The organism is Flavobacterium sp. LM5, from assembly GCF_002017945.1.
GTDB lineage: Bacteria > Bacteroidota > Bacteroidia > Flavobacteriales > Flavobacteriaceae > Flavobacterium > Flavobacterium succinicans.
In genome coordinates this window covers 1,627,386-1,649,921 of the sequence record NZ_MUFX01000001.1, presented here as the reverse complement: position 1 = coordinate 1,649,921, position 22,536 = coordinate 1,627,386, and the positions used below count along the sequence as shown (strand labels likewise).

Genomic DNA, 22,536 nt, shown 5'->3' with positions numbered 1-22,536 from the left:
ATGAATCCTACTAAAGAAGGCAAAAACACAGCCATTGTTAGTTATATCACCATAATTGGAGCCGTGATTGCAATTTTCATGAACTCTGAAAAAAAAGATACTTTTGCCGCATTTCATATTCGTCAGGCGTTAGGAATTTTTATTTCTTTTTTTCTAATTGGCTATTTCATTGGCTATTTTGATAGTTGGATGATTTCGTCTGCCTTTTACATATTTTATTTTATCCTTTGGATTTATGGTTTTACTGCCGCCTTACAAGGAGAAACCAAACTCATTCCGCTTTTAGGTGAACAATTTCAAAAGATTTTTAAAAACATAGAATAAAATAAATCAAATACATTTCATGAATTTATCCTTAGAATACAAAATAAGAGAGCCTAAAGTTGTTTTAGAAAAAAATCCTGTTTTGATTTTACTGCACGGTTACGGTAGTAATGAAGCTGATTTGTTTTCTTTTGCACCAGAATTACCAGAGCATTATTATATCATTTCAGCCAGAGCGCCCTATGATTTACAATACGGAAGTTATGCTTGGTATGCGATTAATTTTGATGCCGATCAAAACAAATTTTCAGATAATGATCAAGCACGCGAATCTCGTGATTGCATTGCGAACTTTATCGACGAATTAACACAAAATTACCCCATCAACAAAGAAGAAGTAACTCTAATTGGTTTTAGTCAAGGTGCTATATTGAGTTATGCAGTCGCACTTTCTTACCCCGAAAAAGTAAAACAGATTGTGGCTATGAGCGGTTATTTGAATCCTGATATCATTACTGAAGATTACTTAAAAAACAATCTAAATTCGTTACGCATTTTTGCCTCTCACGGAACTGTAGATCAAGTAATTCCAGTAGAATGGGCTAGAAAAACAACTCCTTTTATGGAAAAATTAGGCGTTGCTATAACTTACAAAGAATATCCGATTGGGCATGGTGTATCACCACAAAATTTTTATGACTTCAAAAATTGGTTGCAATAAACGAATAGCAGTCCTTTCAAGTACCAAAAAAAGCGGCTTTAATCCATCGATTGAAGTCGCTTTTTCATTACCGTTTCTACAAAAGGAACTCCCAAATATTCGATGGCAAGTTCTTCCACTATCTGCCATCCAAATTTTAGATAAAAATCAACTCCAACTGGAGATGATGCCAAATAAATTTCAGAATGTCCCATTTCTTGTGCTTCCTTTTCAATATAACGAAGCAACTTTGACCCAATTCCTTTATTAGCATAATCAACATGGGTATAGAACCCCACAACATAATCGTGATCTATAGCAATGGTTCCCACTATTGTATTTCCTAGTTTAGCACAAAACATTTGCTGTTTTAGGATTTTTTGTTGAATGGTTTCAATTGAATAATACCTCTTGAAAACTCTCCATTGTGCATCAGAATAATGTGACCTTAAATAAAATGAGGCATTATTTAAAATCAAATCGCTAATTTCAGCTGCGTCCTTTATGGTTACTCTTTCGATCGTAGGAGTTACATTCATTTAAAGTAATGTCTAAAATTATTTTTGATACAAAATAGACTGATTTACTTCAAACGAAATCGTATCATCGGTGTTGACAAAGTATTTTAAGAGTACTTCTCCCCAATATTCTCCATCACTAAAATCAGCAATAATCCAACGGTGATTTAAGATTCTGACTTTGTTGATCACAAATTTATTTGCTCCAATGCGATCTTGTCCGGTGTAGGGATTGCCTTTTGGATCATCATTAAAGTCGAGTAATTTCTCGGTAACTACAGGAATCAATTGATCAATAAGAATAGTTTTATTAGGATTACTGGCTTCAAAATAGTTTTGAGCATTCTCATTTTTAGCTAGCGAAAAGTAATTCGCATCGTCTAATTTTAAAGCCACTGTTTTGATACTGTCTCGAAGTTTGTTAGCTATTTTTGCACTTTTATCTTGTTCAAATTTCACCTCTTTGCTCAAAAACATATAGGTGTAAATATTGAATAAAACTGCCAAAATAAAACCATAAAGTAAAAGCGAATTTTTCATTTTAAATATAAAGATTAAAGGGTAATGGCTAAATTATCATAGGCCAAAAATACATTTTCTGGCAATTGTTGTTGTACTTCTTCATGAAAACCTAACAAATGACTAATATGCGTCAAATACACTTTTTTAGGTTGTACTAAAGCAATAAAACTTAATGCTTCTTGAAGATTAAAATGCGTAGTATGCGGTTCAATACGCAAAGCATTCAATACTAAAACTTCTAAATTTTTCAATTTATCGATTTCTTCTTGAGCTACCGTTTTCACGTCTGTGAGATAGGCAAAATTTTCTATGCGATACCCAAAAACTTGCAAATTCCCATGCATAACGTTAATCGGAATAACTGTTTTGCCTCCCAGTTCAAAAGGATGGTCATTGATCACTTCAATCGTCTTTACCGAAGGAGCGCCTGGATATCGGTTTTCGGTTTCAAAAACATAATCAAATCGTTTTTTCAAGTTCTCAATAACCCGCTGATGGGCGTAAATAGGCATTTCCCCTTGCTTAAAGTTAAAGGGGCGAATATCGTCTAAACCCGCCGTATGATCTGAATGCTCATGGGTAAATAAAATACCATCTACTTTCTGACAATCAGCCGCCAACATTTGTTGTCTAAAATCCGGTCCGCAATCGATAACGTAGGAATGATTATTCCACGACATCCAGAGCGAAACGCGGAGCCTTTTATCCTTAGGATCAATACTTTTACAAACAGGATGAGAACTCCCAATAATAGGAATTCCTTGTGATGTGCCTGTACCTAAAAAATAGATGTTCAATGTTTGTTAATTTTTTTACAAAAATAGAATTATTTATCATTCAATTCGAAATCGAATTAGTTAACTTTGTAACAAAATTCTACTTTTTAGATAGCCAATGGACACAAAAAAAATCAAACTCAAAGGGGATAAATTTATTGAACAAATTCCATCCATAAAAGACAAAACACTGCGAATAAATCTAAACGAGAACATATACGGTACTTTTGCTGAAATTGGTGCGGGACAAGAAACGGTAAGACATTTTTTTAGAGCAGGAGGTTCTTCTGGAACGATTGCGAAAGCAATGTCTGCTTATGATAAAGATTTTAGTGACGCAGTTTACGGAATCGAAGAAGATGGACGATATGTAACCGAAAGTCGTCTTAAAAAAATGTTAACTTTTGAAGGAGAATTGATTGAAGAACGTTTGAGCAGAGTCAAACACCCAAACAAGTTATTCTTTAGCTACGCCAATACTGTTGCGACTATCGATTTTGCAAAGCAATTCAAAGGCCACGGCTGGGTGGGTATTCGCTACCAATTGGATCCTACTGAGGCGTATAACGAAATTATACTTCACATTCGTTTCAAAGAAACTGACTCTCGTTTACAACAAGAAACACTTGGAATCCTTGGGGTGAATTTAATTTATGGTGCTTTTTATAAATACAACGATCCGAAAAAATTATTACGCTATTTGTACGATCATTTAGATAAAGACCAACTTGAAATAGATACCATCAACTTTTCTGGACCTCGATTTGCTGAAGTTGACAATCGTTTGATGAGTTTACAATTGGTTAAAAACGGCATGACCGACGCTGTGATGTTCAATCCAGAAGGAAAAAACATTCTTCCTGCAGCCATTTTATACAAGAAAAACATCTTGGCTTTTAGAGGAAGTTTCCGTCCTGTGACCAAGGTTAATATGGACATGTATGAAAAATCCATCGAAATGTTTTTGGAAGAAAACAAAGTAGAAAAAGAAAACACACAGGTTATCTTTGAAATTACCTTATCGAATCTTCGTTCTGATGGTGAAATTGATGAAAGAGATTTCATGGATCGAGCCGAATTATTGTGTTCGCTTGGACAAACCGTAATGATTTCAAATTTCCAAGAGTATTACAAAGTAGTTGAATATTTCTCTAACTACACCAAAGCCAGAATGGGATTAGCGATGGGCGTTAACAATTTAATTGATATTTTTGACGAGAAATACTACCGCCATTTGAGTGGAGGTATTTTGGAAGCTTTTGGTAAATTGTTTTACCGAGACATGAAAGTATTTTTATATCCGATGATTGGTGAAGAAGGCGAAATTATTACCTCAGCCAACCTTAAAGTTCATCCTAGAATGAAAGAGTTGTACAAATTCTTTAAATTCAATGGAAAAGTTGAAGACATCACGGACTATGATCCAAAAATCCTTGAGATTTTCTCGAGAGAAGTCCTCAAAATGATTAGCCAAGGTAAGCCTGGATGGGAACCTATGTTACCTTCTGGTGTTGCAGAAATCATCAAAAAACAGCGCTTATTTGGTTACGATCCAGAAAAAATGTTACAAGCCTAATAAAACCGTAAAAGCCAAGTTCTAGACTTGGCTTTTGTATTATTAATGGTTCTTTTTCGATACTTTTTCGTGAAAAGGCAAATATTCGGGTAATGCCGCTGATCCATACCAAGGAAACACCTCAGCACTTAATAAATTGGCTTTGATAGCTGGATCTGTTTCTAATAATTTGTTGGCTTCTTCGATCGTGGCCACATTCAAGATAAAAATCCCTCTCAAATTGGCCTCATTTTTGCCCATTGGCCCTGCCACAATCAATTTTTTAACGTTGGCCAATTTAGCAATATTGGCCATATGACCAGCAAAGCAATCCGCTATGAATTGCTTATCTTTAGTCGTATTCGTTCCTGTTTTTAGCAATACAAAAACATAGTTTTTCATTCCATATTCATCGGCTCCCAATTGTTGAGCCAATGACGCATCATATTTTGGATTGTCATTTTGAGCATAACTTGAAGTAAATGACAAAAAAAACGTAAAAAGTAGCAGTGTTTTTTTCATAACTTGAGAATTAAGAAACAGTAAAGATTTAAGTAATTATCAAATATAATCATTATTTAACAGTCTTGATTCTTTAATATGTAGTAACAAAAAAAGCCAAATAAAACGAATCATTTGGCTTACTTTAAACAACTAAAATTGTTTTTATTTCAAAATTTGCGAAGCGTGAACTTTTGTCTTAACATCAGAAATCACATCTTCTATAACACCTTTCTCATTAATCACAAAAGTGGTTCTATGAATTCCATCGTATTCTTTTCCCATGAACTTTTTGGGTCCCCAAACACCAAAAGCTTGAATCACTGATTTATCTTCATCGGCCAACAAAGGAAATGGAAACTCATATTTATCTTTAAATTTTGCTTGTGCTTTGGCGCTATCGGCACTTACGCCTAACAAGGCATAATTCTGTGCTTCAAATCGAGCAAAATTATCTCTCAAATCACAAGCTTCGGCTGTACAACCTGGCGTATTCGCTTTTGGGTAGAAAAAAACCACCAATTTTTTTCCAGCATAATCAGATAATTGATGAGTGTTTCCGTCTTGATCTACTCCAGAAAACTGGGGTGCTTGATCTCCTTTTTTTAATGTTGTCATTTATTTGTTTATTTAAATTAAAATTTCTTCCAATTAACCCAAAACCCTTTTCATTGTCATCGATTTGTTGACACTTTCCTCCCATTCTTTCTCTGGAATACTTTCTAAAGTAATACCGCAACCCATATATAAATAAGCTTTTGCTGTATCGGATTTGTCTTCACTTTGCTTAATTTGCATACAACGCAAATTTACAAATAAATGAGATTTTGGTTTATTCAAATAATCTCCTTTGACATTTAGCTCACCCAAAAAACCAGTATAATAACTGCGGTCATAGCCTTCATTAGCCAAAATAAAATCTTTAGCTTGCTCCTTGGGTAATCCGCAAACAGCAGGAGTTGGATGCAAAACCGAAACCACTTCTTTTAAACTCGAACTTCGTTTTAGTACACCTTCGATATCTGTGTTGATATGTAGCAACTTTCCTGCTTTAACTGTGTAAGGGCTCGAAAGTACAATCTCAGAAGTATGGTTTTTAAGACTATCTAAAATAGAATCTGTAACATATTGTTGCTCTTTTTGTTCCTTATTTCCCCAAACTGCCGTTCTTTTTTTGGGGTCAAAGATTTGCGTTCCAGCCAAAGCAGTGGTGTAAAACTTAGATTTGTTCGCCTTCAACAATCGTTCGGGTGTAGCTCCCATCCATAGCCCTATTTTGGGATGAAACCAACAATACGTAAAAGCTGTAGGATACAAAGAAATTAATTTTTCGAAAGTAGTAACAACATCAAAATTGGACACATTGACCTCTTCTTGTCGAGACAAAACCACTTTATCAAAAACTCCTTTTTTAATCGTTTCGACTCCTTTTTCAATTAGTGCTAAAAAATGATTTTTTGCCTCCTGATTTTCATCTGAAGAAGCAACTTTTGTTTCTTCAAAGTCAACGGTTGGCACTATCGTTTCCCATTTAACAGCCTCCTTGAGTGGAATCAAAATCATCTGATTCCCATTGAAAGGTGAAAAAACAAATCCACTTTCTTTAAAATCATCTACGAAAAACAAGTGGTCATTTTTTTGAAAAAAGCCCACTATCTTACTTTTATTAGGTTTGTGATAGATAACAAAAGGTAAGTTTAAGGCAATTTGCTGCTGTACTTTTATAAAAAAATCAATCATAACCGCTATTTTTATGGTTGGTAAATAATTAAGGCTTTTTTTGCAAAACCATATTCGTCAATTTACATAAGGAAATCAAATTTCCGGCTTCGTCGGTGATTTTTATTTCCCATAAATGTACGGTTTTACCTTTATGAATAATTTTGGCTGTGCCGAAAACTACACCTTCGCGTATGCTTTTTAGATGATTGGCCGAGATTTCAATGCCACGAACTTCTTGTTCCTTAGGATTGATAAAAAAGTGAGAAGCCGCACTCCCAACACTCTCTGCCAAAGCCACAGAAGCTCCGCCGTGCAACAATCCCATAGGCTGATGTACTGTGGAATTGACTGGCATTTTGGCTACCAAAAAACCTTCGCCAGCATCAATGTATTCTATATTTAAGGTCTCCATCAACGTATTCTTCGAAAAGTCATTGCAAAATTGGAGCATTTTTTCTTTGTCTTTTTCCATTGTCATTATATTTCTTGTAAAAATAAGCGAACTAATTGGTCAGTACAAACCTATCCTTGTTTTTTAGTATAATTGACTAGATTTAAAGGCAACAGCCATCACCATCAAATTTGTGGGTTTTGCGATGGCATATTCTAATTAATCGTTATTTTTACCAAAAAAAATAAGAAATGCGCTCCATTGCTACCGTTTTTATTCTTGGAATTATACTGCTGCTGGGTTCTTGCCGAGCTGATTTTGAAACTGTGGCTAGCACGGGCGATTTGAAATTTTCTAAGGATACGGTGTATTTGGACACGGTTTTTGCCAATATTGGTTCGAGTACGTACCAACTAAAAGTCTATAATAAAAGTAAAAAGGACATCAACATTCCGATTATTCAATTCGAAAAAGGACTCAATTCGAAATACCGAATGACCGTAGATGGACAGCAAGGAACTTCGGGTAAGATTTTCAAAGACATTACGCTACTGGCCAAAGACAGCTTGTATATTTTCATCGAAACCACAGCAAGTATCGCTGATGCTAACCCTAGTGATTTTTTGTATACCGATAAAATTCAATTTGATAGTGGCGCCAATTTACAAACGGTTGAATTGGTTACGCTAATTCAAGATGCTATTTTTCTTTATCCACAGCGATTCGCGGATGGCACGACTGAGACGCTACCAATTGGCAATGAAAAAATCGAAGGTTTTTATTTAGACGAAAACGATGCAATCAATGGTAATGAGTTGCATTTTACCAAAACAAAACCCTATGTAATTTATGGTTATGCCGCAGTTCCTTCGGGAAAAACAGCTGTTTTTGATGCGGGTGCTAGAGTGCATTTTCACGCCAATTCTGGATTGATTGTTGCCAATCAAGGAAGCATTCAAATCAACGGAACTACCTCAACCACGAATGCTTTAGAAAATGAAGTCATTTTTGAAGGCAATCGCTTAGAGCCCGGATTTTCGAATGTAGCAGGACAATGGGGAGCGTTATGGCTAACCAACGGAAGCACCAATAACCGCATCAACCATTTGACTATAAAAAATGCAACCATCGGACTTTTGATTCAAAATAACGATGGAACTACAGTACAACTAAAAAATACTCAAATCTATAATTCAAGTAACTACGGCATTCTGGCTCAAACGGGAAAAATCGTAGGTGAAAATGTAGTGATAAACAATGCAGGTGTGGCAAGTTTGGCTTGTTTGTATGGTGGAGAATACAATTTTACGCATTCTACTTTCAATAACAATTGGAACAGTTCCTCACAAGTTGCAGTTTTGGTCAGCAACTTTATTACTGGTGCCGTTCCTGAGTCTAAAGATTTGACGCAAGCTACTTTTAATAACTGTATCATTTACGGCTCTTACTCTAATGAAATGCTGTTGAATAAAAAAGCTACTTCGGCTTTCAATTATCAATTCAATCATTGTTTGCTTAAATTCAACAATAGCAGTAATTCTTTTACAAATAACCCTTTATACCAATTTGAGACGGATGCCACTCACTACAGTGGGATAATTTTAAACAAAGACCCCAAATTTTTCAAAGTAAATCAGAACCAACTCAACATTGACAATACTTCGGCGGCTTTTGCCAAAGGGAATACTAGTTATTTAATTCCATTGGACATTTTAGGAACAAGCAGAACCCTGCCACCTGATTTGGGTGCTTATCAAAATAAAGCTTTTCCGAAAACCAATTAATTCTACCGTTTTTTAAAGTATCTCGTCATCAGCATTTAGTTATGCAGATGATGCAACTACTTATGCTTTTACGTCAGCACTTTTTTTTTTGAGAATACATTATAGCTATCTAATTACTCAAAATTTACCATTATATCATACTTCATTAAAAAATAAGAAAAACCATATTTATATTACTATTTCTTAACATAATGTATAACAAAAAAAGGTACTTTTGTTATTAAACCTAGATTATAATATTGAAAACCAAACACATAAAACCCTAATCTATTAACTTAACTAAAACTTGCACTTATGAAAAAACTCTACGTTTTACTTCTTATTCTTTCGTCTTCGATTGGATTTGGACAAATTCCATCTGGTTATTACAGCACTGCGACGGGTACTGGATATACTTTAAAAACGCAACTGTACAACATCATCAAAGGTCACACCGACAATGGTTACGCTGGACTGTATACCACTTATCAAACCTCTGACATCGATTCTTTTTATGAAAATGATGGAACCATTTTAGATATGTATTCCGAAAAACCTTCTGGTACAGATCCTTACAATTACAGTTCGGGTTCGACGCAAAGATGTGGTACTTACTCAGTTGAAGGCGATTGCTACAATAGAGAACATATTATCCCACAATCTACCTTTAACTCTGCTGCACCAATGGTTTCTGATGCACATTTCATTACTCCTACTGACGGAAAAGTAAACGGACAACGTTCAAATTACCCACACGGTAATGTAGCAACTGCAACTTGGACTTCTTTGAACGGAGGGAAATTGGGTTCGAGTGGTGTATCTGGGTATAGCGGAACTGTTTTTGAGCCAATAAATGATTTCAAAGGTGATATTGCAAGAATGTATTTCTACTTTGCCACTAGATACGAAAATACCGTATCTGGCTATTCCTTTGCAATGTTTGATGGTTCTAGCAACAAAGTTTTTACTACCGCCTTTTTAAATCAACTATTAGCTTGGCACAATCAAGACCCAGTAAGTGCGAGAGAAATAGCCCGAAACAACGCTATTTATGCTAGACAAAATAATCGTAACCCCTATATAGACCATCCTGAATATGTACAAGCTATTTGGGGATCCGCTCCTTCTTCTGATACGCAAGCACCAACTATTCCAACCAATTTAACAGCTTCTGCTATTACAGCTACTTCTGTTTCATTAAATTGGACTGCTTCAACAGACAATGTGGGAGTAACTGGGTATGCTATTTATATGAACAACACCCTCAAAACTACTGTTACTGGCACAACTACCTCTATAACAGGATTGTCTGCTTCTACCGCTTACTCTTTTTATGTAGTTGCAAAAGACGCAGCAGGAAATAGTTCAACAAAAAGTACTACCATTACAGTAACAACTAGTAGCGGCGGAACAGCTGCAACCGACTTGCTTTTCTCTGAATACATAGAAGGTTCATCGAACAACAAAGCATTAGAAATTGCCAATAACACTGGAGCGGCAGTAAACTTATCGAGCTATACCATCAAAAAACAAACTAATGGTGCCGGAGCTTGGAGCACGGGACTAACTTTGTCAGGAACATTAACAAGTGGTGGTAAATTTACCATAGTGAATAGTTCTATTACATCCACTTGCTATCCTAAAACATCTGCCAATATTTCAACAGCCGCAACCGAATTAGCTTTTAACGGAAATGATGCTGTAGGTCTGTTCAAAAATGGAGTATTGATTGATATCATTGGGACTTTTAATGGAGGAACGGCTAATTTCGCTGCCGATGTAACCTTGAGAAGAAAAGCAACTGTAACGTCACCCAGCACGACCTTTAATCTTTCAAGCCAATGGGACTCATTCACAACAGACACTTGCAACAACCTTGGTAGCAAAACAAGCACTAAAGTGAACAAAAAAGAAGTAACTGATATCGATGCAATTTCAATTTACCCCAATCCTTCTCACGGTGATTTTACGATTAATTACAACAATTCTAACAAAAATTATTCTATTCAGCTTATCTCATTGTTAGGACAAATCATTTTTGAGAAAGAAAACATTACGCAACCTTCGGTGACCCTAAACACTATTCCAAAAGGATTTTATTTGGTCAAAATAGAAGACGCTACACAAACTATCTACAAAAAGATAATTATCAACTAATTACAACCATTTCCAATATGAAAAACGACACAATTGTGTCGTTTTTTTTTGCTGTCTGAATTGTTTGTACCTATGAATAATATGTAAAACATATCTCATTAACTTAAATATTTCTTAACCTAGGTTCCATTTGTAAAGAATAGCTTTACAAACTTTTAAACATTTTATCCCATTTCACATTATGAAACAAATCTACTCCCTACTTTTTTTATTACTATTTTCAGCGAGTTTTGCCCAAGCTCCAACTGGATACTATTCGACTGCCACGGGAACGGGCTACACGCTAAAAACCCAATTGTACAACATTATTAAAGACCATACTGTTATTGATTATGCAGGGTTATATGTCACCTATCAAACTTCTGATATTGATAATTTTTTCGAAAAGGATGGTTCTGTTTTAGATATGTATTCTGAGAATCCTGCAGGAACAGACCCTTACAACTACAGCATTGCAGCTACTCAAAGATGTGGAAATTATACCAACGAAGGTGATTGTTATAACAGAGAACACATCATTCCGCAATCGGTATTTAATGAGCTTTCGCCAATGGTTTCGGATGCGCACTTTATTACACCAACCGATGGAAAAGTAAACGGAATCCGTTCCAACTATCCGCATTCCGTGGTTGTAACGCCTTCACAAACTACCTTAAATGGAAGCAAACTGGGAACTAGCACAACAGCCGGTTACAGCGGACTGGTTTTTGAACCCATCGATGAATTCAAAGGAGATATTGCTAGAATGTACTTTTATTTTGCTACTCGATATGAAAATACCGTAGCAGGTTACAACTATGCTATGTTCAACAATAGCAGCAATCAAGTTTTTACCACTGCTTTTTTAAATCAACTATTAGCTTGGCACAATCAAGACCCAGTAAGCGAGAGAGAAATTGCTAGAAACAACGCCATTTATGCCAGACAAAACAATAGAAATCCATTTATTGATAATCCAACCTATGTAACCGAAATTTGGAAAGCAGGTACCGTTGATACTGAAGCACCAACTGCTCCAACCAATCTAGTAGTAACCGAAACCACTACCAATTCAGCAACTTTAACTTGGACTGCTTCAACAGATAATGTGGGAGTTACAGGCTATGATGTATATGTAAATGGCACCTTGAAAACTTCAGTAACTGGGGTAACCACAACGATCACTGGTTTAGCAGCTGAGACAACTTATACCTTTTATTTAATTGCTAGAGACGCTGATAGAAATTCTTCTGTGGCGAGTGCTTCGGTAACGGGAACAACTACGGCTGCCCCATCAGGTGGATCGGGAGCTACAGAGTTATTCTTTTCAGAGTATGTTGAAGGAACTGGTTTTAACAAAGCATTAGAAATTGCTAACTTTACTGGAGCTGCAGTTGACTTGACAGGTTATTCTATAAAAAAACAATCTAATGGAGCTGGAGCTTGGAGCGCCACAGGACTTAATTTAACTGGAACTTTAAATTCTGGTGCTGTATTTATTTTAGTTGATCCACAAATCACTACAACTTGTTTCACTGTAGCAAATGCCAATCTATCATCAGCTCAAGAAGCATTCAATGGGAATGATCCTATGGGATTATTTAAAAATGGAGTGTTAATCGATATCATAGGAACATTCAATGGAGGATCTCCAAATTTTGCAATTGATGAGACCTTGCGTAGAAAACCGAGCATTACAGGTCCAAACACTACTTTCAACAAAACTGTTGAATGGGATGTATATACTAAGGATACTTGCAATGGATTGGGGAGTCATTCATTGGCAACCCTTTCTAATATTGATTTTGACGCTAATGAATTCAATATTTATCCTAATCCTTCTAATGGAACGGTAAAAATCAATTTTGAAAATGCTAACGACAAACACGACGTTACCATATTTTCTGTTTCGGGACAAAAAGTTTTTGAAAAAGAATACAATAACACAGCTGCTGCGGCTGTAAATAATCTTCAAAAAGGGATTTATTTGGTAAAAGTCACAAAAGAAGGAAAATCAACAACCAAAAAGCTAATTGTAAATTAGATAACGATAAAATAATTTTATTTGAAGCGGCAGCAATTGCCGCTTTTTTTTTAGGGCTTAATTAACTAAATTTGCAGCGCAATACAACAAACCCTACAACAATGATTCATTTCTTTGAAAACCAAAGTAACACTGTTTTTGCCGTACACACGCAGAACGAAATTTCGGCTCAAGACATCTCAAAACTCAACTGGCTATTTGCTGATGCCAATAAAATAGAAAAATCCGTCTTGTCGGATTTTTTTGTTGGTCCACGCGCCACTATGATTACGCCTTGGAGTACCAACGCAGTAGAAATTACTCAAAACATGGGGATTTCTGGTATCATCAGAATCGAGGAATTTCAACGTGTTACCGAAGATTTTTCGGATTTTGACCCTATGCTTTCGCAAAAATTTAGCGAACTCCACCAAGATATTTTTACTATCAATATCCAACCGGAACCTATATTGGAAATCGACGATATTGAAGCTTATAATCAATCCGAAGGTTTGGCATTAAGTCCAGAAGAAGTAGACTACCTTTCTAATTTAGCAACCAAATTAGGTCGAAAATTAACCGACTCTGAGATTTTTGCATTTTCGCAAGCAAATTCAGAGCACTGTCGTCACAAAATTTTCAATGGAACTTTTGTAATTGATGGCGAAGAAAAACCGACTTCTCTTTTCAAATTAATTAAGAAAACGTCTGAAACGAATCCAAACGATATCGTTTCTGCTTATAAAGATAATGTGGCTTTTGTAAAAGGACCGAAAGTGACACAATTTGCACCAAAAAGTGCCGACAAACCTGATTTTTACCAAGAAACAACATTTGATTCGGTACTTTCATTAAAAGCCGAAACCCATAACTTCCCAACTACTGTGGAGCCTTTCAACGGAGCCGCAACAGGTTCTGGAGGAGAAATTCGCGACCGTTTAGCAGGAGGACAAGGTTCGTTGCCATTAGCAGGAACAGCGGTTTATATGACTGCGTATTCTCGATTAACCTCCTTCGACTCCGCTCAGGATGACAGACCTTGGGAAAAAGGAATGGCAGAAAGACCTTGGTTGTACCAAACACCAATGGATATTTTGATTAAAGCTTCGAATGGAGCTTCTGATTTTGGAAACAAATTTGGACAACCGTTGATTACGGGTTCTGTTTTGACTTTCGAACACGAAGAAAACAACCGTAAAGTGGGTTACGATAAAGTAATCATGCAAGCAGGTGGAATTGGTTACGGAAAATTAGACCAAGCGATAAAAAAGAAACCTACAGCTGGCGATAAAATCGTTATTTTAGGTGGAGAAAACTATAGAATTGGAATGGGTGGTGCTGCAGTTTCTTCAGCTGATACAGGTGCTTTTGGCTCCGGAATTGAGTTGAACGCCGTACAACGTTCTAATCCAGAAATGCAAAAACGTGCAGCGAATGCCATTCGTGGACTGGTAGAAAGCGACCACAACCCTATCGTGTCAATTCACGACCACGGAGCAGGTGGACACCTCAACTGTCTTTCGGAATTGGTAGAAGAAACTGGTGGATTGATTGATTTGGATAAATTACCAGTAGGTGACCCAACGCTTTCTGCTAAGGAAATCATTGGTAACGAATCGCAAGAGCGTATGGGATTAGTGATTGGCGAAAAAGACATTGACACCTTACAACGCATTGCTGATAGAGAACGTTCTCCAATGTACCAAGTAGGTGACGTGACGAACGACCATCGTTTTACTTTTGAATCCAAAACTACAGGTGTAAAACCTATGGATTATGCTTTGGAAGATTTCTTTGGAAGTTCTCCAAAAACGATAATGACAGACAAGAAAGTAGCTGTAAATTATACAGAACTAAATTATACTACTAAAAACATCCCGAACTATCTTAATCAAGTACTGCAATTAGAAGCAGTTGCTTGTAAAGACTGGTTAACCAATAAAGTAGACCGTTGTGTGGGAGGTCGCGTAGCCAAACAACAATGTGCTGGTCCATTGCAATTACCACTGAACAATGTGGGAGTTATGGCTTTGGATTTCAAAGGCAAAGAAGGAATTGCAACCACTGTTGGTCACTCGCCAGTAGCTTCGTTGATTGACCCTGTAGCGGGAACAAGAACTGCTATTGCAGAAGCACTTTCTAATATCGTTTGGGCTCCTTTAAAAGACGGTTTACAATCGGTTTCTTTATCGGCCAACTGGATGTGGGCTTGTAAAAACGAAGGTGAAGATGCTCGTTTGTACGAAGCAGTTCAAGCGTGTTCTGATTTCGCCATCGAATTAGGAATCAATATCCCAACGGGTAAAGATTCACTTTCAATGAAACAAAAATATCCTAACGACGAGGTTATTGCTCCAGGAACAGTGATTATTTCGGCAGCAGGAAATTGTACCAATATTACCAAAGTTGTTGAACCTGTTTTACAACGCAATGGTGGCAACATTTACTATTTGAACTTATCTCAAGATAGTTTCAAATTGGGAGGTTCATCTTTTGCTCAAATTTTGAACAAAGTAGGAACCGATGTGCCAAGCATTACTAACGCAGCTTATTTTAAAACAGCTTTCAACACCTTACAAGACGCCATCAAAAACCGCCAAATCAAAGCGGGTCACGACGTAGGCAGCGGTGGTTTGATTACTACTTTATTAGAACTTTCGTTTGCAGAAGTAGACTTAGGCGCGACTTATGACTTGAGCGTTCTTGGTGAAGCGGATACGGTTAAAGCATTATTTAATGAAAATATCGCTGTGGTTTTCCAAGCTGATGCAACAATTGAAGCTCTTTTTGCCGCTCAAAATGTTGAGATTTTCAAAATTGGAACGATTACCGAAGGAGACTTAGTTACTATTCAGAATAATGCAGATACGTTCACTTTTAACGTAAATGAAACTAGAGATACTTGGTTTAAAACATCGTATTTGTTAGATGCTAAGCAATCTCGCAACGGAATGGCTGAAGCGCGTTATGCCAATTACAAAAACCAACCGTTAGGCTATCAATTCCCAGCGCATTTTACAGGTAAAGCAGCTGTCATTTCGAGCGCAGTCGGTGTCACTTCGAGCGCAGTCGAGAAGCCAAAAGCGGCTATTATCCGTGAAAAAGGAAGTAATTCCGAGCGTGAAATGGCAAACGCTATGTACTTGGCTGGTTTTGATGTGAAAGATGTACATATGACCGATTTGATTTCGGGACGTGAGACATTGGAAGACATTCAGTTTATTGGTGCAGTGGGTGGTTTCTCTAACTCGGACGTTTTAGGCTCTGCCAAAGGTTGGGCTGGAGCTTTCTTGTACAACGAAAAAGCCAATACTGCATTGAAAAATTTCTTCAAACGCGAAGACACTTTATCTGTGGGGATTTGCAACGGTTGTCAGTTGTGGATGGAATTAGAATTAATCAATCCAGAACATAAAGTACACGGAAAAATGCACCACAATACTTCGAACAAACACGAAAGTATTTTTACCTCGGTAAAAGTGCAAAAAAACAACTCGGTGATGCTTTCTAGCTTAGAAGGTGCTACACTTGGGGTTTGGGTGTCACACGGTGAAGGAAAATTCCATTTACCAGAACAAGAAACGAATTATAATATTGTAGCAAAATATGGTTACGAAGGTTATCCATCTAACCCAAATGGTTCGGATTACAACACGGCCATGATGTGTGATACTACAGGTCGCCACTTGGTGATGATGCCACATATTGAGCGTTCTATTTTCCCTTGGAACTGGGCACATTATCCAGACAACGGGCAAAAAGATGAAGTTTCGCCTTGGTTAGAAGCTTTTGTGAACGCAAGAAAATGGATTGAAAAACAATAAAACATTTTTTACTTTCTGTAAAAAGCTCATTCTAAATAGGAATGAGCTTTTTTTATCAAAAGTTGAAATGATAATGACAACAAAAAAGAAACCATAATTCCTCATAGCCCCGATGGCAGTGGCATCCTTTGCCGACGGGGTTCGGCGGGAAAGATATAACGAACAGCGGGACAATATATGTTAAAATGCCAATTGTGCCTGCTCTAAAAATGTTAAATCCCATTATTTATGAAAACGATTTCGCTGAATTCCAAACAATTAGTAATCAATAGGATAATTACTTTTACAAAACGTTAGGAAATTAGCATTTTTTATTTAATTTGCGCCAAATTCAATTTATTTACAATGGTCAATATCACACGTCTTTTTGATTTCCCCTACTATCAATTAGAAAAATTTAACTCCATTCCAGATGCTTTAGCTACGAAGCAAAATGGAGTTTGGATCAAAACTTCGACAGAAGAATACATTGCAAAATCGAACACGATTTCAAGAGCATTGCTCCGAATGGGCATTCAAAAAAATGACAAAATTGCCATTATCTCATCCAATAATAGAACCGAATGGCATATTATGGATATTGGGGTATTGCAAACTGGAGCTCAAACGGTGCCGATATATCCTACCATTGGAGAGGAAGACTATGAATATATTTTGAATCATTCTGAATCCAAATATTGTTTTGTCTCGGATGTTGATGTGTACAACAAACTAAAAAACATACAAGCCAATGTGCCGGGCTTAAAGGAAGTATATTCGTTTAATGAGATTGAAGGTTGCCAAAATTGGACTACTTTATTCGCTTTAGGAAATGATGAAAGCAACCAAAATGAAGTAGAGCAACGCAAATCTAGCGTTAACGAAATGGATTTGGCGACTATCATATACACCTCTGGTACCACTGGAAAACCAAAAGGTGTGATGCTTTCTCATCAAAATATTGTTTCGGATGTATTAAATAGTGCGCCAAGAGTTCCTTTTGAATCAGGAAAAAACACTGCCTTAAGCTTCTTGCCAATTTGCCATATTTTTGAACGCATGATTTTGTATTTGTACCAATATTGTGGTGTTTCGGTTTATTTTGGAGAATCGATAGACAAAATTAGCGATAACCTTAAAGAGGTGCGACCTAATGTGATTACTGCCGTGCCTCGCTTACTAGAAAAAGTATACGATAAAATTTATGCCAAAGGAGCTGAATTAACCGGAATCAAAAGATTGCTTTTCTTTTGGGCGATTAATTTAGGCTTACATTATGCGCCATATGGCGCCAATGGTTTTTGGTATGAATTCCAATTAAAAATTGCTAGAAAATTAATTTTTAGCAAATGGAAAGAAGGATTAGGAGGAAAATTAGATTTAATGGTCTCAGGAAGTGCAGCTTTGCAACCCCGATTATCTAGAGTATTTGCCGCTGCCGAAATTCCAGTAATGGAAGGATATGGTCTAACAGAGACTTCCCCAGTAATTGCTGTAAATGATATGAGAAACAAAGGTTTCAAAGTTGGAACCGTAGGTAAGGTTATTCAAAATGTAGAAGTGAAAATTGCCGAAGATGGAGAAATTCTTTGTAAAGGACCTAACGTAATGATGGGATATTACAAAGACCCTGAAAAAACAGCCGAAGTATTATCAGGTGGTTATTTTCATACGGGAGATATTGGCAACATCGATTCAGAGGGCTTTTTGACAATTACAGATCGAAAAAAAGAAATGTTCAAAACCTCAGGAGGAAAATATATTGCACCTCAAATGATTGAAAACAAAATGAAACAATCTCGTTTTATTGAACAAATCATGGTGATTGGTGATGGTGAAAAAATGCCAGCCGCTTTCATTCAACCTAGTTTTGAATTCATCAAAGAATGGGAAAAATTACATGATATTGAAGTTGGCAAAACCAATCAGGAAGTCATTTCGCATCCAAAAGTTATTGCAAGAATTCAGGAAGAAGTAGATCACTTAAATGCAAAATTTGGGAATTGGGAAAAAATAAAACGCTTTGAATTGACTCCAGACGTTTGGTCTATTGATGGCGGTCAACTTACCCCTACCTTAAAACTAAAACGAAAGGTTATCATGGAAATGTATAAACCGTTATATGAAAAAATTTACGGTCAATCATAAAAAAATGCAACCATAACCAAAAGTCCTGATTTACAAATTCAGGACTTTTTTTTTGGAGTATACCGATCAATTTTTATATCTTTTTGAAATTTCAAAAAAGGATCTAGCTAGAAAAAGTACTGGTATACCATTAAAAAAAGAGAGTCATTTTGAACAAAGAACTACCTAACGACTTTTTTTTTGCACTTTCAAAAATTGGAGTAAAAAAACTTAAAAAAAGATTGAAAACAAAATACAAAATACTGATTATCAGTGTTAAATTTTTATTTTTATAAAAAAACAAAAAAAATAATATGCGTGCATAGTATTTTTTATATATATTTGAAATCGATATAGTAAACTATGAAAGACAAAACAATTGATTACATTTTGAGAGCAACTTGGCAAGCCGTATCTAGAATGTATAACGAAGAAGCTGCCAAATATGATGCCACCATGGCAACAGGATTTGCCTTATTAAGCATTGACAAGGAAGATGGCACACCATCTACTGCTTTGGGACCAAGAATGGGAATGGAAGCTACTAGTTTAACCCGAACACTCAAATCAATGGAAGAAAGAGGGTTGATTTATAGAAAAAAAAATCCAGAAGATGGTCGGGGAGTTTTACTATATCTGACTCCTTTTGGTAAAGAAAAAAGAGACCTTTCCAAAAACACGGTACTTCGGTTCAATGAAACTGTACGTGAACACGTCTCTGAAGAAAAATTACTTCATTTTATGGAGGTAGCCGAAATCATCAATGACTTAATTCTCGAAAAAAGAATTTTCAATACTGAAGATATCACATTCAATGAAAATGATTCTTATTATGATGAGAATGAACTTTCATAAAAAAACGAATTCCAAATTAATCAAAAAAATAAATAGTAACTAAGTATGAAACGCACAATTAAAAAAGTCGCAGTAATCGGATCTGGAATTATGGGTTCTGGAATTGCTTGCCATTTTGCCAACATTGGTGTTGAAGTCTTGCTTTTGGATATTGTTCCAAGAGAATTGACGGATGCAGAAGCCAAAAAAGGATTAACTCTCGAAAGCAAAATCGTGAGAAACCGATTGGTAAATGATAGTTTAGCTACCGCTTTAAAATCAAAGCCCTCTCCTATTTACAATCAAAAATTCGCAAACCGTATCAGTACTGGAAACACTACAGATGATATGGCGAAAATTGCAGGTGTAGATTGGATTATCGAGGTAGTTGTTGAGCGTTTAGACATCAAAAAATTGGTTTTTGAACAAATTGAAAAATTCAGAAAACCAGGTACTTTGGTAACCTCAAACACTTCTGGTATTCCTATTCACTTCATGAGTGAAGGTCGTAGTGAAGATTTCCAAAAGCACTTCTGCGGAACTCACTTTTTTAACCCTGCGCGTTACTTGAAATTATTTGAAATCATTCCTGGACCACAAACTTCAACTGAAGTATTAGATTTCTTGACAGGATATGGTGAAAAATTCTTAGGAAAAACTTCGGTTGTAGCCAAAGACACTCCAGCTTTTATCGGAAACAGAATTGGAATCTACGGCATCCAAAGTTTGTTTCACTTAGTAAAAGAATTAGGATTAACTATTGAAGAAGTTGATAAATTGACAGGACCAGTTATTGGTCGTCCAAAATCGGCTACCTTCAGAACGGTTGACGTTGTAGGACTAGATACTTTGGTACATGTGGCCAACGGAATCTACGAAAACTGCCCAACTGATGAGCAACATGAGTTGTTCAAACTACCAGATTTCGTCAACAAAATGATGGAAAACAAATGGTTGGGAAGTAAAACAGGGCAAGGTTTCTACAAAAAAGAAGGCAAAGAAATTTTATCTTTAGACTTAGACACTTTAGAATATCGTGCGGCAAAAAGAGCTTCTTTCGCAACTTTGGAATTGACAAAAACAATTGACAAGCCAATCAATAGATTTAAAGTTTTAGTAAAAGGAAAAGACAAAGCGGGTGAATTCTATAGAAAAAGTTTCGCTGGAATGTTTGCTTATGTTTCTAATAGAATTCCTGAAATATCAGATGAATTATACAAAATTGACGACGCTATGAAAGCTGGTTTTGGATGGGAAAATGGTCCATTCGAAATTTGGGATGCCATAGGTGTTGAAAAAGGAATTGAAATTATGCAAGCTGAAGGTCTTACTCCTGCTGCATGGGTTACCGAAATGATAGCTACTGGAAATACTAGTTTTTATACAGTAAAAGAAGGTGCTACTTATTTCTACAATGTTCCAACAAAATCACAAACCAAAGTTCCTGGTCAAGATGCATTTATCATCCTGAACAACATACGCGAAACCAAAAAAGTATGGAGCAACAGTGGCGCCATTATTCAAGATTTGGGAGATGGTATCTTAAACTTAGAATTCCAATCTAAAATGAATACTATTGGTGGCGATGTATTGCAAGGAATCAACAAAGCAATTGATCTAGCCGAAAAAGAATACCAAGGTTTAGTAATTGGAAATCAAGCAGCAAACTTTTCTGTTGGAGCCAATATTGGAATGATTTTCATGATGGCTGTAGAGCAAGAATACGACGAATTGAACATGGCGATCAAAATGTTTCAAGACACTATGATGCGCGTGCGTTACTCTGGAATTCCAGTAGTAGTTGCACCACACGGTATGACATTGGGTGGTGGTTGCGAAATGAGTTTACATGCTGACAAAGTTGTAGCTGCAGCTGAATCGTACATTGGATTAGTAGAATTTGGTGTAGGTGTTATTCCTGGTGGTGGTGGATCAAAAGAAATGGCGTTGAGAGCGTCTGATTTGTTCCGTAAAAACGACGTAGAATTGAACGTACTTCAAGAGTATTTCTTAACAGTGGCAATGGCCAAAGTATCTACATCTGCTTATGAAGCTTTTGACTTAGGTATTTTACAACATGGTAAAGACGTGGTGGTAGTCAACAAAGATCGCCAGATTGCTGAGGCTAAAAAACATGCTTTACTGATGGCCGAAGCGGGTTACACGCAACCAATTCGCAGAACCGATGTAAAAGTATTAGGAAAACAAGCCTTGGGAATGTTCTTAGTAGGAACTGACCAAATGCAAGCTGGTAAATACATCTCTGAACACGATAAGAAAATCGCCAACAAACTGGCTTATGTAATGGCTGGTGGCGATTTATCTGAAGCGACCTTAGTATCTGAACAATACTTATTGGATATCGAAAGAGAAGCTTTTTTATCGCTTTGTACGGAAAGAAAGACATTAGAGAGAATTCAATTTATGTTAACTAAAGGGAAACCGTTGAGAAACTAGATTGAAGTAGAAAGAATTAAGTATTAAGTATCAAGACCTAGAAATATGCATCAATTTGAGAAATTAAAGATTTGGCAAAAAGCAATGGATATTACTGTAGATGTTTACAAAGTCATTTCAGAATTACCTTCTGATGAGAAATTTAACTTAACACATCAAATTAAAAAATGTGCCGTTTCTATTCCATCAAATATTGCTGAGGGCTCAGGAAGAAACTCAAATAATGAGTTTGTGCATTTTCTTGGTATTGCAAATGGTTCTACTTATGAATTAATTACTCAATTAATGATTTCAAAACGCTTAGAATTAGTTGAAGAAGTAAAAATTACTCCAATCATCCATAATTTAGTTGAAGTGAGTAATATGAATTTTGCCCTTCAAAAATCTCTAAAAACTAATAACAAATAACGATTGGAAAATCTTAATACTTAATTCTCCAATCTT

General features: G+C 36.2%; 18 protein-coding genes. 11 read left to right on the top strand and 7 right to left on the bottom strand.

Translation table 11 applies throughout. The annotated features are described in order from the left end of the window. Together BXU11_RS07015 and BXU11_RS07010 are read left to right on the top strand one after the other, a co-directional pair. Complete coding sequence (locus tag BXU11_RS07015) at positions 1-324, top strand: DUF4870 domain-containing protein (protein ID WP_078211550.1); 324 nt, start codon at positions 1-3, stop codon at positions 322-324. A gap of 19 nt (positions 325-343) precedes the next feature. After that, a complete protein-coding gene (locus BXU11_RS07010) occupies positions 344-985 on the top strand; it encodes an alpha/beta hydrolase (protein ID WP_078211548.1) in 642 nt (213 codons plus the stop codon). Positions 986-1,023: 38 nt separating this feature from the next. Here the strand turns inward: BXU11_RS07010 and BXU11_RS07005 are convergent, their stop codons facing one another. From BXU11_RS07005 to BXU11_RS06995, 3 genes are read right to left on the bottom strand one after another with little or no spacing between them, the layout of a single operon-like run. Beyond that, positions 1,024-1,503 carry a GNAT family N-acetyltransferase gene (locus BXU11_RS07005; RefSeq protein WP_078211546.1) on the bottom strand — a complete coding sequence of 160 codons (480 nt, stop codon included), beginning with the start codon at positions 1,501-1,503 and terminating at the stop codon, positions 1,024-1,026. Positions 1,504-1,521: 18 nt separating this feature from the next. Continuing rightward, positions 1,522-2,022 carry a hypothetical protein gene (locus tag BXU11_RS07000; protein ID WP_078211544.1) on the bottom strand — a complete coding sequence of 167 codons (501 nt, stop codon included), beginning with the start codon at positions 2,020-2,022 and terminating at the stop codon, positions 1,522-1,524. Between the two features lie 14 nt (positions 2,023-2,036). After that, positions 2,037-2,801 carry an MBL fold metallo-hydrolase gene (locus tag BXU11_RS06995; protein ID WP_024981072.1) on the bottom strand — a complete coding sequence of 255 codons (765 nt, stop codon included), beginning with the start codon at positions 2,799-2,801 and terminating at the stop codon, positions 2,037-2,039. Positions 2,802-2,898: 97 nt separating this feature from the next. On the opposite strand from BXU11_RS06995, the gene BXU11_RS06990 reads away from it, so the two are divergent. After that, the gene (locus BXU11_RS06990; protein ID WP_024981073.1) at positions 2,899-4,356 is read left to right on the top strand and encodes a nicotinate-nucleotide adenylyltransferase; all 1,458 of its coding nucleotides are present in this window, start codon (positions 2,899-2,901) and stop codon (positions 4,354-4,356) included. A gap of 42 nt (positions 4,357-4,398) precedes the next feature. Here the strand turns inward: BXU11_RS06990 and BXU11_RS06985 are convergent, their stop codons facing one another. From BXU11_RS06985 to BXU11_RS06970, 4 genes are all read right to left on the bottom strand, one after another. Then, complete coding sequence (locus tag BXU11_RS06985) at positions 4,399-4,857, bottom strand: YciI family protein (protein WP_024981074.1); 459 nt, start codon at positions 4,855-4,857, stop codon at positions 4,399-4,401. A 144-nt stretch (positions 4,858-5,001) separates the two neighbouring features. Then, entirely contained in the window at positions 5,002-5,454 is a 453-nt protein-coding gene (gene bcp, locus BXU11_RS06980; RefSeq protein WP_078211542.1) for a thioredoxin-dependent thiol peroxidase, read from the bottom strand. A 33-nt stretch (positions 5,455-5,487) separates the two neighbouring features. Then, positions 5,488-6,576, bottom strand: coding sequence for an isochorismate synthase (locus BXU11_RS06975; protein WP_078211540.1), 1,089 nt, complete (start codon positions 6,574-6,576; stop codon positions 5,488-5,490). Between the two features lie 28 nt (positions 6,577-6,604). Then, positions 6,605-7,030 (bottom strand): PaaI family thioesterase, encoded by a 426-nt coding sequence (locus BXU11_RS06970; RefSeq protein ID WP_078211538.1) that lies wholly within the window; start codon positions 7,028-7,030, stop codon positions 6,605-6,607. 170 nt (positions 7,031-7,200) lie between these two features. On the opposite strand from BXU11_RS06970, the gene BXU11_RS06965 reads away from it, so the two are divergent. From BXU11_RS06965 to BXU11_RS06930, 8 genes are all read left to right on the top strand, one after another. Then, a complete protein-coding gene (locus BXU11_RS06965) occupies positions 7,201-8,733 on the top strand; it encodes a hypothetical protein (RefSeq protein ID WP_078211536.1) in 1,533 nt (510 codons plus the stop codon). 294 nt (positions 8,734-9,027) lie between these two features. Further along, the gene (locus BXU11_RS06960) at positions 9,028-10,869 is read left to right on the top strand and encodes an endonuclease (protein WP_078211534.1); all 1,842 of its coding nucleotides are present in this window, start codon (positions 9,028-9,030) and stop codon (positions 10,867-10,869) included. Positions 10,870-11,050: 181 nt separating this feature from the next. Beyond that, on the top strand, positions 11,051-12,892 hold the full coding sequence (locus BXU11_RS06955) for an endonuclease (protein WP_078211533.1): 1,842 nt from the start codon (positions 11,051-11,053) through the stop codon (positions 12,890-12,892). A 101-nt stretch (positions 12,893-12,993) separates the two neighbouring features. Further along, a complete protein-coding gene (gene purL / locus BXU11_RS06950; RefSeq protein WP_078211531.1) occupies positions 12,994-16,695 on the top strand; it encodes a phosphoribosylformylglycinamidine synthase in 3,702 nt (1,233 codons plus the stop codon). A gap of 345 nt (positions 16,696-17,040) precedes the next feature. Continuing rightward, complete coding sequence (locus tag BXU11_RS06945; RefSeq protein ID WP_024981082.1) at positions 17,041-18,822, top strand: long-chain fatty acid--CoA ligase; 1,782 nt, start codon at positions 17,041-17,043, stop codon at positions 18,820-18,822. 342 nt (positions 18,823-19,164) lie between these two features. Then, on the top strand, positions 19,165-19,656 hold the full coding sequence (locus BXU11_RS06940) for a MarR family winged helix-turn-helix transcriptional regulator (RefSeq protein ID WP_024981083.1): 492 nt from the start codon (positions 19,165-19,167) through the stop codon (positions 19,654-19,656). A 45-nt stretch (positions 19,657-19,701) separates the two neighbouring features. After that, positions 19,702-22,092, top strand: a complete 2,391-nt coding sequence (locus BXU11_RS06935) for a 3-hydroxyacyl-CoA dehydrogenase/enoyl-CoA hydratase family protein (RefSeq protein WP_078211529.1) — start codon at positions 19,702-19,704, stop codon at positions 22,090-22,092. Positions 22,093-22,137: 45 nt separating this feature from the next. Continuing rightward, complete coding sequence (locus tag BXU11_RS06930; RefSeq protein WP_078211527.1) at positions 22,138-22,500, top strand: four helix bundle protein; 363 nt, start codon at positions 22,138-22,140, stop codon at positions 22,498-22,500. Positions 22,501-22,536: the final 36 nt, after the last annotated feature.